The organism is Janthinobacterium sp. TB1-E2, assembly GCF_036885605.1.
Classification (GTDB): domain Bacteria; phylum Pseudomonadota; class Gammaproteobacteria; order Burkholderiales; family Burkholderiaceae_D; genus Janthinobacterium; species Janthinobacterium aestuarii.
In genome coordinates, this window is record NZ_CP142523.1 from 2,264,351 (window position 1) to 2,278,447 (window position 14,097).

Annotated in this window: 13 protein-coding genes; 7 read left to right on the top strand and 6 right to left on the bottom strand. The window is 61.1% G+C overall.

What is annotated here, in order from left to right; translation table 11 throughout:
- The first annotated feature begins 339 nt into the window (after window positions 1-339).
- A complete protein-coding gene (gene ppa, locus OPV09_RS10250; RefSeq protein WP_034786159.1) occupies window positions 340-882 on the top strand; it encodes an inorganic diphosphatase in 543 nt (180 codons plus the stop codon).
- A gap of 52 nt (window positions 883-934) precedes the next feature.
- Here ppa and OPV09_RS10255 read toward each other — a convergent pair whose 3' ends face one another.
- Window positions 935-2,068 carry a GNAT family N-acetyltransferase gene (locus tag OPV09_RS10255; protein ID WP_034758694.1) on the bottom strand — a complete coding sequence of 378 codons (1,134 nt, stop codon included), beginning with the start codon at window positions 2,066-2,068 and terminating at the stop codon, window positions 935-937.
- Between the two features lie 91 nt (window positions 2,069-2,159).
- On the opposite strand from OPV09_RS10255, the gene OPV09_RS10260 reads away from it, so the two are divergent.
- Window positions 2,160-3,776: an NAD+ synthase gene (locus tag OPV09_RS10260; RefSeq protein ID WP_338681532.1), complete on the top strand. Its 1,617-nt coding sequence runs from the start codon at window positions 2,160-2,162 to the stop codon at window positions 3,774-3,776.
- Between the two features lie 41 nt (window positions 3,777-3,817).
- On the top strand, window positions 3,818-4,156 hold the full coding sequence (locus tag OPV09_RS10265) for a P-II family nitrogen regulator (RefSeq protein WP_034758685.1): 339 nt from the start codon (window positions 3,818-3,820) through the stop codon (window positions 4,154-4,156).
- 143 nt (window positions 4,157-4,299) lie between these two features.
- On the opposite strand, the gene OPV09_RS10270 is transcribed toward OPV09_RS10265, so the two are convergent.
- From OPV09_RS10270 to trxB, 3 genes are all read right to left on the bottom strand, one after another.
- Window positions 4,300-4,929, bottom strand: a complete 630-nt coding sequence (locus OPV09_RS10270) for a trimeric intracellular cation channel family protein (RefSeq protein WP_034758680.1) — start codon at window positions 4,927-4,929, stop codon at window positions 4,300-4,302.
- Window positions 4,930-5,065: 136 nt separating this feature from the next.
- On the bottom strand, window positions 5,066-5,740 hold the full coding sequence (locus OPV09_RS10275) for a Smr/MutS family protein (RefSeq protein ID WP_338681533.1): 675 nt from the start codon (window positions 5,738-5,740) through the stop codon (window positions 5,066-5,068).
- A 7-nt stretch (window positions 5,741-5,747) separates the two neighbouring features.
- Window positions 5,748-6,701 (bottom strand): thioredoxin-disulfide reductase, encoded by a 954-nt coding sequence (gene trxB / locus OPV09_RS10280; RefSeq protein WP_034758671.1) that lies wholly within the window; start codon window positions 6,699-6,701, stop codon window positions 5,748-5,750.
- Between the two features lie 215 nt (window positions 6,702-6,916).
- On the opposite strand from trxB, the gene OPV09_RS10285 reads away from it, so the two are divergent.
- The 3 genes from OPV09_RS10285 to OPV09_RS10295 all read left to right on the top strand — a co-directional run bounded on the left by OPV09_RS10285 (window position 6,917) and on the right by OPV09_RS10295 (window position 11,332).
- Window positions 6,917-9,277, top strand: a complete 2,361-nt coding sequence (locus OPV09_RS10285; RefSeq protein WP_319993321.1) for a DNA translocase FtsK — start codon at window positions 6,917-6,919, stop codon at window positions 9,275-9,277.
- Window positions 9,278-9,282: 5 nt separating this feature from the next.
- Complete coding sequence (gene lolA / locus OPV09_RS10290) at window positions 9,283-9,939, top strand: outer membrane lipoprotein chaperone LolA (RefSeq protein WP_070304041.1); 657 nt, start codon at window positions 9,283-9,285, stop codon at window positions 9,937-9,939.
- A gap of 73 nt (window positions 9,940-10,012) precedes the next feature.
- Window positions 10,013-11,332, top strand: a complete 1,320-nt coding sequence (locus OPV09_RS10295; protein ID WP_338681536.1) for a replication-associated recombination protein A — start codon at window positions 10,013-10,015, stop codon at window positions 11,330-11,332.
- 2 nt (window positions 11,333-11,334) lie between these two features.
- Here OPV09_RS10295 and OPV09_RS10300 read toward each other — a convergent pair whose 3' ends face one another.
- The gene (locus tag OPV09_RS10300; RefSeq protein ID WP_338681538.1) at window positions 11,335-12,072 is read right to left on the bottom strand and encodes an NAD(P)-dependent oxidoreductase; all 738 of its coding nucleotides are present in this window, start codon (window positions 12,070-12,072) and stop codon (window positions 11,335-11,337) included.
- Entirely contained in the window at window positions 12,069-12,359 is a 291-nt protein-coding gene (locus OPV09_RS10305) for a DUF2917 domain-containing protein (RefSeq protein ID WP_072454835.1), read from the bottom strand. The genes OPV09_RS10300 and OPV09_RS10305 overlap by 4 nt, the downstream gene beginning before the upstream one ends.
- 180 nt (window positions 12,360-12,539) lie before the next feature.
- Here OPV09_RS10305 and OPV09_RS10310 point away from each other — a divergent pair, with 180 nt between their 5' ends.
- On the top strand, window positions 12,540-13,961 hold the full coding sequence (locus OPV09_RS10310; RefSeq protein WP_338681541.1) for a PLP-dependent aminotransferase family protein: 1,422 nt from the start codon (window positions 12,540-12,542) through the stop codon (window positions 13,959-13,961).
- Window positions 13,962-14,097 lie beyond the last annotated feature (136 nt).

Genomic DNA, 14,097 nt, shown 5'->3' on the forward strand with positions numbered 1-14,097 from the left:
GGGAGAATAAGACTGGCGCTGTTGTTATAAGTGGCTGCATAAAATGCAATATCAAATATAATAACCATGTCTGCCGCATGGTGATATTGAAATGAACATAGGCGGATATTGACGATATTAACTCGGGACTGACCGTAGTAATGCTTAAGTGTTTCTACTTATTATTTTCGGTGATCTGTTTCTACTCTCGACGGCAGGCTGCGCAGTCCAACAGGCCGGGCGCGTCACTGTTGCTGGCAGGACGCGCAAAACGCCGGCGAGCCGCTGCTGCGCCGCACAAGCGGCCTGTACTTCGCTATAATTGCGCGGTTAAAACACCACCTGCTAATGAGGAATCCCATGAGTTTGAATAACGTCTCTTCCGGCCGCGACCTGCCGAACGATTTCAACGTCGTCATCGAAATCCCGATGAATGCCGATCCGATCAAGTACGAAGTCGACAAGGAAAGCGGCGCGATCTTCGTCGATCGCTTCATGGGTACCGCCATGCATTACCCGTGCAACTACGGCTACGTGCCGAACACCCTGTCGCCGGATGGCGACCCGGTTGACGTGCTGGTCATCACCCCGTTCCCGCTGATCCCGGGCGTGGTCGTGCGCTGCCGTCCTATCGGCGTGCTGAAAATGACCGACGAGTCGGGCGAAGACGCAAAAGTGCTGGCCGTGCCAGTCGACAAGGTCCTGTCGATCTACAGCCACTGGCAAAAGCCGGAAGACTTGAACGAACTGCGCCTGCGCCAGATCCAGCATTTCTTTGAGCACTACAAGGATCTGGAAAAAGGCAAATGGGTCAAGATCGACGGCTGGTATGGCCCTGAAGTGGCCAAGGAAGAAATCCTGAACGGCGTTGCAGCGTTCAAGACCGACGCCGCCAAAGCCTAAGAACACCGAGTAAGAAGAACGCTCCCCGCCAGTCATGGCCGGGAGCGTTTTTTTATGCGCGAAACGGACTGTGCTCGTTCAATTCATCGAGGTAGGCATCGATGCCGCCCCGTTCGCGTTCGAGGAAGCGCTGCACGGCGTCGGCAAAGGCCGGGTGCGCCAGCCAGTGGGCGGACCACGTCTTTTGCGGCAGGAAGCCGCGCGCCATCTTGTGCTCGCCCTGGGCGCCCCCTTCGAAGGTGGCGATGCCATTGGCGATGCAAAACTCCAGCGGCTGGTAGTACGCCGTCTCGAAATGCAGACAGGGCACGTGCTCGAGCGCGCCCCAGTAGCGGCCATACAGGGTGTCAGCCGTGTGGATCACCAGCGAGGCGGCAATGGCCCGCTCTTCGCGCTCGGCGATCACCAACAAGATGTTCTGCGGCATGCTGGCGCCCAGGCGTCGGAAGAAGTCCAGCGACAGATAGGGCGAGGAGCGGTGTTCCGCATAGGTATTGCTGTAGCAGCGGTGGAACAGTTTCCAGTCCGCGTCCGTGGCCTCCGTTCCGCGTACCTGGCGCATGGTGACGCCTGCTTCCCGCACCTTGCGCCGCTCGGCGCGGATATTCTTGCGCTTCTTGTGCTCGAGGGTAGCGAGGAATTGCTCGAAATCCGTGTAGCCGGGATTGAGCCAGTGAAACTGCACGCCACTACGCATCAGGTAGCCAGCTTCCTCCAGTTGGCGCGCTTCGCTTTCCGGCGGGAACAGGATGTGGCAGGACGATACGTCGGCCGCTTGCTGCTGCGCCTGCAGAAATGCCAGCAGGGCGGCGCGGGCCTGACCATCGCGGGCCAGCAGGCGCGTGCCGCTCACGGGCGTGAATGGAATCGCGGACAGCAGTTTCGGGTAATATTCAAGGCCATGCTGCCGATAGGCGTCGGCCCAGGCCCAGTCGAACACGTATTCGCCATACGAGTGCATTTTGAGGTACAGGGGCAGGGCGGCGGCCAGGGTTTCGCCTTGCCACAGCACGAGGTAATTCGGCTGCCAGCCCGTATCCGCGCTGGCGCAGCCGGACTCGTGCAGCGCGTGCAAGAAGGCGTAGGAAAGGAAGGGATTGGCCTCCGCCTGGCGTGCCAGCAGTTCAGACCAGGCCGCTTCGCCAATTTCAGCCAGGGTAGTGACGATAGCCGTGCGATAATTCATTGTTGTAGTGTGCATTCATCACTCTCGGGGCGCCGCCACCGGCCTGCGCGCCCCTGTCTTGTTTAATAGAACGAAAATATCCATCATCATCATGACAGTCAAAGTCGCAATTGCTCAAATGAATAGTACGGTCGGCGATCTGGCAGGCAACCGTGCCAAGATCTTCGACCTTTCCCGCCGCGCCTTTGAAGCGGGCGCCGATATCGTGCTCACGCCGGAACTGTCGCTGGTCGGCTATCCACCCGAGGACTTATTGCTGCGCAATGCATTCTACGCAAAAACGCAGGAAGCGTTTGCGGGACTGGCTGCCGACCTGGCCCAGTTCAAGGATCTGCACGTGGTGGTGGGCTTGCCCCTGCAAGACGAGAAAGGCGTGCGCCACAACGCCGCCTCCGTGCTGCTGAACGGCGAAGTACTGGGCACCTACCGCAAGCATGATTTGCCGAACACGACCGTGTTCGATGAAAAGCGTTACTTTACGTCGTCGGACCAGGCATTCGTGTTTGGCGTGAAGGGCGTGCGTTTCGGCATCAATATTTGCGAAGACACGTGGTTCGAGCACGCGCCGATGCGCGCCCGCGCGGCCGGCGCGCAAGTGCTGCTGGTGCCGAACGGCTCGCCCTACCACATGAACAAGCAGCATCTGCGCTATGACACCATGCGCAGGAACGTCTGCGCGCAAGGCATGGCCCTGGTCTACGCCAACCTCGTCGGCGGCCAGGATGAACTGATTTTCGACGGCGACTCCTTCGTGATGGATGCGGCCGGCACGATGTGCGCCCAGCTGCGCCACTTCGAGGAAGACTTGCAGCTGGTCGAATTCGACGGCGCCACGCCCGTGCGGCAGCCGCTGGCCGCGCCGTTGACCACCGAGGCGCAGGTGTACCAGGCGCTGGTGCTGGGCGTGCGCGACTATATCGGCAAGAACGGTTTCCCTGGCGTGCTGATCGGCATGTCGGGCGGCGTCGATTCCGCCCTGACCCTGGCGATTGCCGTCGATGCGCTGGGCGCCGACAAGGTGCGCGCCGTCATGATGCCATCGCAATTTACGGCCGATATCTCGTGGATCGATTCGCGCGACATGGTAAAACGCCTCAATGTGCGCTACGATGAAATTCCGATCAAGCACACCTTCGACGCCTTCCGCGCCACCCTGGCTGACGAGTTCGCCGGACTGGCGGAAGATGCGACGGAAGAAAACATCCAGGCGCGCATCCGCGGCACCTTGCTGATGGCCCTGTCGAACAAGCATGGCAGCATCGTGCTAACGACGGGCAACAAGAGCGAAATGGCTGTCGGTTATTGCACTTTGTACGGCGACATGGCGGGCGGCTTTGCCGTGATCAAGGATATCGCGAAGACCCTCGTCTACCGTTTGTGCGCGTACCGCAACAGCGCGTCGGACGTGATACCCGAGCGCATCCTGACGCGCGGACCGTCGGCTGAATTGCGCGCCGACCAGCTGGACCAGGATTCCTTGCCGCCATACGACGTACTCGACGGCATCATGCAGCTGTACATGGAAGAAAACCGGCCGATCGCCGAGATTATCGAGGCTGGCTACCCGCCGGCCGACGTGGCGAAAATCACGCGCCTGATCAAGATCAATGAATACAAGCGGCGCCAGTCGCCAGTGGGCATCCGCGTCACGCACCGTGGCTTTGGCCGCGACTGGCGTTATCCGATCACGTCGAAGTTCTACGAATAAGCAGCCATCTGTCCACAATCTAACAATTTTAAGGAGTAGCCATGAAACAGATTACCGCCATCATCAAACCATTCAAGCTTGACGAAGTACGCGAAGCGCTGGCCGACGTGAACGTGACGGGCTTGACCGTGACGGAAGTGAAGGGCTTTGGCCGCCAGAAGGGCCATACCGAGCTGTACCGTGGCGCCGAGTATGTGGTCGACTTCCTGCCGAAAGTCAAAGTCGAAGTGGTGGTGGATGACAGCGTGTCGGAACTGGTGGTCGACGCCATCATCAAGGCAGCCCGCACGGGCAAGATCGGCGACGGCAAGATCTTCGTGCGCGATGTGGAGCAGGTGATACGCATCCGTACGGGTGAAACCGGCCCGGACGCGGTGTAAGTCTGGGCCAGCAATGTTGTCGGATTACGGCTCTTTGAGCCTAATCCGACCTACGCGCAGCAATGTGTGTCGTGCCGTAGGTCGGCTTAGCGCGCCAGCGCGTAAGCCGACATGCGCCGCCAACAACGTTGCCGGTTGGCGCATCAGCGCCCCAGCCGCATATCGAATTTCCAGCAAATCAGGCGCAGAATCGTGATGCCGCTGGCGCTGGTCCACAGCGCGAAGTCGTGCTCGGCGCCGAAGTGCATCTGCAGCAGATAAGCCCAGCAGCCGAAGAACGCGCAGATCGCGTACGGTTTTCCGTCGCGAAATACCATCGGCACTTCGTTGCAGACGATGTCGCGCATCACGCCGCCAAAAATCCCCGTAATCACCCCCATCATCGACGCGATGAAGAGCGGCATGCCGGCGCGCGTCGCTTCGGCCACGCCCGCGATGGCGAACATGCCCAGGCCGATGGCGTCGGCGATGACGATCAGGCGTTCCGAGACGATTTGGCGCAAGTGCTGGATCAAGGGCGCGGCCGTCAGGGCCAGCACGAAGATGAGAATCGCGTATTCCTGGTGCGAGACCCAGAACAATGGCCGCTTGTCGAGCAGGATGTCGCGCAAAGTGCCCCCGCCAAATGCCGTGATGAAGGCCACCACGAACACGCCGACCAGGTCCATGCGCTTGCGGCGCGCTTCGATGAAGCCGGAAAACGCGCCCACCAGGATGGCGATGACCTCAATGATCTTGATCAGCGAGCCAGGCGGCAATTGGGGTGGCATCATGGGTGGAGCGCGTGAACGAGACGCTAAGCAGGAAATAATTGTCACAGGTTAACATGACACGGCCCCGAATGGTGACAAACGGGGGCCGTGCGCATGAGCTAACTTGTTACTGAATTGTAATTTCTTGCTGCGGTGCTCAGCGGATGGGCTGCAGGGCCGAAGAAAGCAATACGACCAGCGCGCCATCGCCCCCTTCGGAGCGGCGCGCCTGGCAAAAGGCGATGACTTCATCCTTTTGCACGAGCCAGCTGTGCACCATCGATTTCAAGACCGGTTCCTGGCCTTTCGAGCCGAAACCCTTGCCGTGGATGACCCGCACGCAGCGCAGCTTGCGCCGCGTCGCCTGGTTCAAAAAGGCGCCGATGCCGTCGCGCGCCTCGTCGCGGCGCAAGCCGTGCAAGTCCAGCTCATCCTGGATGGGCCAGTGGCCCTTGCGCATCTTCTTGACCACGTCCGATCCCACGCCGGGGCGGGCGTAGTTCAGGGCCGGATCGTTTTCCAGGTAATGATCGACTTCGAACAAGTCCGACAGCGACTCGCGCAGCACGGCCGCATCGTCCTCTTCCGGAGACAACTTGCGCGCCGGCTGCTGGGCCGCCATGGCGCCCGCCTTGGGCAGGCTGGGCACGTAGCGGTCCGACTCGGGCAGGCGCTTGACGCCGCCGATGCTGGCCTTGAACAGATTGCTCTCCACGGCCTGCACCTTGACCTGCTGAGCGCGTTCAGCCGCGGCTTGCGCGCGCGCGTCCGCCTGCTCCTTGAGTTGCTTGCTGACCGCTTTCAGGTCGGCAAAGTCTTTCATCGACGCCATGCGACGCTTACTCCTGGCCTTCCAGGTAGCGCTGGGCGTCCAGTGCTGCCATGCAACCGGTGCCGGCGCTGGTGATAGCTTGGCGGTAGATGTGGTCTTGCACGTCGCCGGCGGCAAACACGCCCGGTGCGCTGGTGGCCGTGGCCATGCCTTCCAGGCCCGTTTTGGTCTTGATGTAGCCGTTGTGCATGTCCAGCTGGCCTTCGAAGATGCCCGTGTTCGGCTTGTGGCCGATGGCGATGAACACGCCATGCACGCTCAGGGCTTCGACCTTGCCGTCGATGGTCGACTTGATGTTCAGACCCGTCACGCCGCCTTCGTTGCCCGTCACTTCGTCCAGAGTGTGGTTATATTTCAACACAATCTTGCCTTCGGCAACCTTGGCGTTCAGGCGGTCGATCAAAATCGCTTCCGCGCGGAACTTGTCGCGGCGGTGGATCAGCGTGACTTTATTGGCGATGTTCGACAGGTACAGCGCTTCTTCGACGGCCGTGTTGCCACCGCCGACGACGGCCACTTCCTGGTTGCGGTAGAAGAAACCATCGCAGGTGGCGCAGGCGGATACGCCCTTGCCCATGAATTCCGCTTCCGATGGCAGGCCCAGGTATTGCGCGGACGCGCCCGTGGCGATGATCAGGGTGTCGCACGTGTATTCGTGGCTGTCGCCCTTCAGGCGGATCGGTTTTTCATTGAGGAACGTGGTGTGGATGTGGTCAAACACGATTTCCGTATTGAAACGCTCGGCGTGCTGCAGCAAGCGCTGCATCAGGTCCGGGCCTTGCACGCCCATCGGGTCGCCAGGCCAGTTTTCCACGTCGGTGGTGGTCATCAACTGGCCGCCTTGTTCCACGCCGGTCACCAGCATCGGGTTCAGGTTGGCGCGGGCGGCGTAGACGGCGGCGCTGTAGCCGGCTGGGCCGGAGCCGAGGATCAAAACGCGGGCGTGTTTGGTAGTGGTCATGGGAGGCTTCTCTATGAGTGGGGTCTATCCGAATTGGGGGCATACGCGCGAAGAACAAGGGCGTATTGCGCTTGCGCAAGCAATCCACGATTATAGACCAAGCCGCCTGTAGCGACGAATCGTGGGGCCGTCCGGGGCATATATGGCTTAGAATACTTCCTTATTATGGGAAATTCCCTTTCAGAAACATTTTTCACCTTGCAGCGCTTCCCAGAATGACTAAACCAGCCCAGGCCAATCAAAATAGCTACACCCGAAAACCGGTCGAACGCCGCCCGCTGCCCAACCGGCTGGTGCGGCTGCTGTCCGAGGCGCGCTGGTTCGCGCTGGCCGCGTTTGCCTTGTATTTCGTGCTGATCCTGGCCAGCTTCAACAAGCTCGACCCCGGCTGGTCGCACGCCACCAATGTCGACAAGGTGGCCAACCTGGGCGGCAAGCTCGGTGCGACCTTTTCCGATTTGCTGCTGTATATCTTCGGCTTTTCCGCCTGGTGGTGGTGCGTGTGGCTGCTGCGCACGGTATGGCATGGCTATCGCCGCCTGAGCAAGCGCTTCCTGCTGGAAGAGGAAGAGGTGGAGCGCGAGCACCATGTCGAGATGCTGATTCGCATCGTCGGCTTCTCCATCATGCTGATCGGCAGCATGGGACTCGAATACTTGCGCATGGCAAAAAGCTTGCACGTGCAGCTGCCGCGCGATCCGGGCGGCGTGCTGGGCCAGCTGGTCGGGCACTCGGCCCACGTGGCCTTTGGCTTTACGGGCGCGACCTTGCTGCTGTTGCTGCTGTTCGGCCTGGGTTTCAGCTTGTTCTTCCACGTATCCTGGCTGCAAGTGGCTGAACGCATCGGCGGCGCCATCGAAGACGCCGTCAACTGGTTCGTGCTGCGCTACCAGGACCGCGAAGACCGCCGCCAGGGCGAAGTGGCCGCCGTGCGCCGCGACGAAGTGGTGGTGATCGAGCGTGCCAAGCACGTGGAGAAGCATGTGGCCGCGCCGCCTGTCAAGATCGAGCCGCAGGTGGTGACGGTGGTGAAATCGGAGCGCGTGGAAAAGGAACGCCAGGCCCATCTGTTCGAGAACCTGGGCGATGGCAAGCTGCCGCCGTTGTCCTTGCTCGATGAAGCGCCGCCCGTGGTGGAAACCGTGTCCGTGGAAACGCTGGAATTCACGAGCCGCCTGATCGAAAAGAAATTGTCGGACTTTGGCGTGGATGCCAAGGTAGTGGCCGCTTACCCCGGCCCCGTCGTCACGCGCTATGAAATCGAGCCGGCCACGGGTGTCAAAGGCAGCCAGATCGTGGGCCTGGCGCGCGACCTGGCCCGTTCGCTGTCGCTGACTTCCATCCGCGTGGTGGAAACCATTCCTGGCAAGAATTACATGGCGCTGGAACTGCCGAACAGCAAGCGCCAGATCGTGCGCCTGACGGAAATCCTCGGCTCCAAGGTCTACAACGATGGAGTCTCCAGCCTGACGATTGCGCTGGGCAAGGATATCGCGGGTAAACCCGTCGTGGCCGACCTGGCGAAAATGCCCCACTTGCTGGTGGCCGGTACCACCGGTTCCGGTAAATCCGTGGGCATCAATGCGACGATTCTCTCGCTGCTGTACAAGTCCGACCCGCTCGACGTACGGCTGATTTTGATCGATCCGAAGATGCTGGAAATGTCCGTCTACGAAGGCATTCCGCACTTGCTGGCGCCCGTCGTGACCGACATGCGCCAGGCCGGCCACGCGCTGAACTGGGCCGTGAACGAGATGGAACGCCGCTACAAGCTGATGAGCAAGATGGGCGTGCGTAACCTGGCTGGCTACAACGCGAAGATTGCCGACGCGAAAAAGCGTGAAGAACATATCCCGAATCCGTTCAGCCTGACGCCGGATTCGCCGGAGCCGCTGGAAAAACTGCCGACCATCGTCATCATCATCGACGAGCTGGCCGACTTGATGATGGTGGTGGGTAAAAAAGTCGAGGAATTGATCGCGCGTATCGCGCAAAAGGCGCGCGCCGCCGGCTTGCACTTGATTCTGGCCACACAGCGCCCATCTGTAGACGTGATCACGGGCTTGATCAAGGCGAACATCCCCACGCGTATCGCCTTCCAGGTATCGTCGAAGATCGACTCGCGCACCATTCTCGACCAGATGGGCGCGGAAACCCTGCTGGGCATGGGCGACATGCTGTACATGCCGCCCGGCACTGGTTTGCCGATGCGCGTGCACGGCGCGTTCGTGTCCGATGAAGAAGTCCATCGCGTTGTCAGCCATCTCAAGCTGCAGGGCGAACCGAATTACATCGAGGGCATCCTCGAAGGCGGCACCCTGGAAGGCGACGGCGCTGAAGGCGGCGTGCCTGGCGAGGGCGGCGGCGAGGCCGATGCCCTGTACGACCAGGCGGTGGCGGTGGTGCTGAAAAACCGCCGCGCCTCGATTTCGCTGGTGCAGCGTCATTTGCGCATCGGCTACAACCGCGCCGCCCGTCTGCTCGAGCAGATGGAGCAGAGCGGGGTGGTATCAACCATGCAATCCAATGGCAACAGGGAAATCCTGGTGCCGGCGGCCAGTAGTGAACAAGGGTAAACAGAATGAAGAACACGACTTTCGCAGCAAAAATGATGATCGGCGCGGCCAGCGTTGCCTGCAGCCTGCTGTTTGCGGCCAGCGCCTCGGCCAGCGCGCTTGAGCAATTCAAGAGCTTTGCGGCCGGCACCAAGTCGGCCAAGGGCGAGTTCGTGCAGCGCCAGGTCAAGAAGGCTGACGCCGGCGGCAAGGCGAAAGTGTCGACGCCGGCCAGCGGCACGTTCGAGTTTGCCCGCCCAGGCAAGTTCATCTGGACCTATCTGAAGCCGTACGAGCAGCTGCTGCAAGCCGATGGCGACAAGCTGTACATCTACGACAAGGACTTGAGCCAGGTGACGGTCAAGAAACTGGGCGACGCGCTCGGTTCCTCGCCAGCGGCGATTTTGTTCGGCAGCAACGACCTGGAAAAGAACTTTACCTTGGCCGAAGCGGGCACGCGCGATGGCCTGGAATGGCTGAAAGCGACACCGAAAGCCAAGGACACGACGTTCGACGAAATTACCATCGGCCTGCGCAATGGCGTGCCGGAAGCGATGGAATTGCGCGATTCGTTCGGGCAGACGTCGGTGCTGGCGTTCAAGAACTTCCAGAAAAATCCGGCCTTATCTGCCAATCACTTTAAATTTGTCATGCCCAAGGGCGCCGACGTCATCAACAATTAAGACTGTCGCGCCTTGCGTATGAGCCAGCCTCGCAGCAATGCGGGGCTTTTGCATTCTTATTAGGTAACTCAATATGGCGGATCTCTTTTCCACCGCACCGCGCCAGCCCTTGGCCGAAGCCTTGCGGCCGGCTACCCTGAATGAAGTCATCGGCCAGACGCATCTGCTGGGCGTGGGCAAGCCTCTGCGTCTCGCGTTTGAGGCGGGCAAGGCCCATTCGATGATTTTGTGGGGGCCGCCCGGCGTGGGCAAGACCACCCTGGCGCGCCTGATGGCCAATGCCTTCGACAGCGAGTTCATCGCCCTGTCGGCCGTGTTCGCCGGCGTAAAAGATATCCGCGCGGCCATGGATCAGGCACGCCACAGCCTGGACCAGTTCGGCAAGCACACATTATTGTTCGTCGACGAGATTCACAGATTCAACAAGTCGCAGCAGGATGCCTTGCTGCCCTTCGTCGAATCGGGCCTGGTGACGTTTATTGGCGCCACCACCGAAAACCCCAGCTTTGAAGTGAACTCGGCACTGCTGTCGCGCGCGCAAGTGTATGTGTTGAAATCGCTTAACGAAGACGAGATGAAACAGTTGCTGGCCAAGGCGCAGTCCACGGCCCTGGCGCACTTGAGCTTTGATGAGGCGGCCGCCGATACTCTGATCGGCTATGCGGATGGCGATGCGCGGCGTTTCCTGAATTTGCTGGAACAGGCCGAGACGGCCGCCAGCTCGACGGGTACGACCAGGATCGACGCGGCCTTCGTCGACAATGCGCTGACCCTCAATTCGCGCCGCTTCGACAAGGGTGGCGACAATTTCTATGACCAGATTTCCGCGCTGCATAAATCCGTGCGTGGCTCCAACCCCGATGCTGCCCTGTACTGGTTTTGCCGCATGATCGACGGCGGCGCCGACCCGCGCTATCTGTCGCGGCGCATCGTGCGCATGGCCTGGGAAGACATCGGCCTGGCCGACCCGCGCGCCCTGACCATGGTCAATGATGCGGCCGAAACGTATGAACGCTTGGGTTCGCCCGAAGGCGAGCTGGCGCTGGGCCAGGCGGTGATTTACCTGGCGATTGCCGCGAAAAGCAATGCCGGCTATAACGCCTTCAATACGGCGATGGCGTTTGTCAAGAAAGACAAGTCGAAGGAAGTGCCCGTGCATCTACGCAATGCACCGACGAAGCTGATGAAGGAACTCGGTTACGGCCACGCCTACCGCTACGCGCACGACGAGCCTGATGCGTATGCGGCTGGCGAAACCTACTTCCCGGACGGCATGGCCGAACCGGGCTGGTACCAGCCCGTGCCGCGCGGTCTGGAAAGCAAGATCGCCGATAAATTGGCGTGGCTGCGCGAGCTGGACAGAAAAGCAGGAAAACCAGCCGGCAAGGGCTGAGGTTACAGCCCCAGCAGGGTGAAACCGTCATCCTGCGGCGCATAGCCGACCAGCTGGCGCGTCGCCGCAATCGACAGCCGCTTGTAGCGGTTGTCCGACACCCCATGCACGACGTGGTAGCCGGCCGGCACGTCCGCCGTCACGCAGCGGGCCAGTAGTTGCACCACGTCACGCTCGCTGATGAAGGCGGCGATGTCGCGTGCGCTGTGCTGCTGGCCTGGCGCAAAGTGGGCCACGTTGGCGATGCGCACGGCAATCGCCGTCATGCCGTGCTGGTGCGCAAAGGCCGAGGCCACGCCTTCGCCAAACGCCTTGCTGGCGCCATACATGTTCGCGGGGCGCGCCGGCATGCTTTCCTGCACTTGCACGTCCAGCGGATAGCCTTCGATGGCTTGCGCGCTGCTGGCAAGCACCACTCTTTTCACTCCCTGTTCCTGTGCCGCGCGGAAGATGTTGTGCGTGCCGACGATGTTCGGCTGCAGCAATTGCGCATCGAAATCGGCGCTGGCGTGCGGCACGCCGGCCAGGTGCAGCACCACGTCAATATCGGCGCAGGCGGCCAGGCAGGCGGCATAGTCAGCCACGTCGAGCTTGATGGATGGGCAGGGTGCTTCGGCCAGCTTGCCTGTGTGCAGGTCGGCCAGGCGCAGGGAGAATTCTCCGTGCCGGCGCTTCCAGAAAGCGGTGCCGATGATGCCGGCGGCGCCCGTGACGAGGACGCGCAGTGGAGCTTGTGTCATGTATTCCTTGTGATCAGTGTGTGAGGCAGTGCCAGGTTCAGCCAGCGCAGCAGGGTGGGGCGCGGTGCGGCCGTCCCATGCACACGGATGTGTCCGCTACCCACGGCTTCGACGAGCACCAGGCCGTCGTTCGGTATCGTGTAGCGTTCGCCGCTGCGCAGCACGCAATCCTCGAACTGGGCGTAGGCCGTGATCCACGCCGTGCCGGACAGGCATTCGATGACCCTGGCGTGCGCTTTTTCCAGGCGCAAAGGCCGTTCGCTGCGTAATTCGTGGTCGGTATGCATGGCATCGCTCCTGTTGTGCTGACAGGAACAGCTTAGGCGCTTGCCGCGAACCATGACAGATGCAGGAAAACGAAATTGTGATGCATACAGTGTCCCTTGTCGTACACTGTGCTTGTCAAAAAACTCGGCAACTGTATCTGTGCCGGCCACGCGCTCGAGCCGCATACTGAAGGGATGAACATGAGCGCGCATTTGAATCTGTACGAGCACCTGGCCAACGAACTGGGCGCCTTGATCGACTCGCGCGTGTTCGCGCCCGGCGACCGCCTGCCGTCGATCCGCCACCTGGCGCAGCAAAAGCGCATTTCCGTCAGCACGGTGATGCAAGCCTTGCGCCTGATGGAAGACCGGGGGCAAGTCGATGCGCGGCCCCAGTCCGGCTATTTCGTGCGCCACCGCGCGCCGCGCCGCCCGTGCAGCGCGGACGCCCAGCATTTGAAGGAGCCGGCCTTTGTCGGCATCAACAACCTGTTGATGCGCGTGCTGAAGGAAAACGAGGCGCCCGATATCGTACAGCTGGGCACGGCCTGGCCGCCCGACGAGATACTGCCCATCAAGCGCATGCAGCGCACCATCAGCGCCGTGGCGCGGCGCGAGCCCGCTTTATTGAGCAAGGTCAGCTGTTACGACGTCAGCGAAAGCAATTTCCTGCGCCAGGTGACGCGCCGCGCGCTGGACTGGGGCAAGCTGGACCCGTACGAGATCGTCGTGACGAATTCCTGCACGGAAGCAATCAGCCTGTGCCTGCGTGCCGTCGCCAAACCGGGCGACACGATTGCCATCGAGTCGGCCACGTATTTCGTGCTGCTGCAGATGATCGAAAGCCTGGGCATGAAGGCGCTGGAAATCCCCACCGACCCGAAGACGGGGCCGTCGCTCGACGCGCTCGAGCTGGCCCTGCGCGCAGGCCTCGTGCAGGCGTGTTTGTTCGTGCCGAACGCAAACAACCCGCTCGGTTGCGTGATGCCGGAAGCAAACAAGAAGCGCCTGGCGGGGCTGCTGTCGGAATTCAATATTCCGCTGGTGGAAGACGATGTATATGGAGATTTGTGCTTTGCCCCACAGCGGCCGTGGCCCGTGAAAGCCTACGATACGAGCGGCAATGTGCTGCTGTGCTCTTCGTTTTCCAAGGCGATTACTCCTGCGTCGCGTGTCGGTTACGTGCTGGCCGGCCGCTTCGCGCAGGAAGTGGCTTTGCTGAAAACCGTGTCGAGCGGCGCCACCAGCCATTTCTTCCAGGCCGTGCTGGCCGATTTTCTGGAAGGCAGCAGCTACGACCAGCAACTGCGCAAGATGCGGCGCACCCTGGTGCAGCGCATCGCCCGCATGTCCGACGCCGTGGCGGCCAGCTTTCCGGCGGACTGCATGCTGTCCGAGCCGCAGGGCGGTTTCGTGCTGTGGGTGCAGATGCCGCCGCAAATCGATGCGCTGGCCCTGCACGGCCAGGCTATCGCGGACGGCGTGGCGTACATGCCGGGCCAGTTGTTCTCGGCCTCGGGCAAGTTCGGCAATTATCTGCGCCTCAATTGCGGCAATCCGTGGACGCCGCGCATTGAGCAGGCGATTGACCGTCTCGGTCGCCTGGTCAAGGACGCCTTGTAACTATTCTTTGCGCTTCAGTCCCTGTTTTTCACCGTTCACTCCCTGTTTTTCGCTGCTGGTCGCAAGCCGGTGGCGTTGTTTGTGGCCGTTGGCTAAAGTACCACCATACCAGCAGCAGTCAACCACACAAACCAAC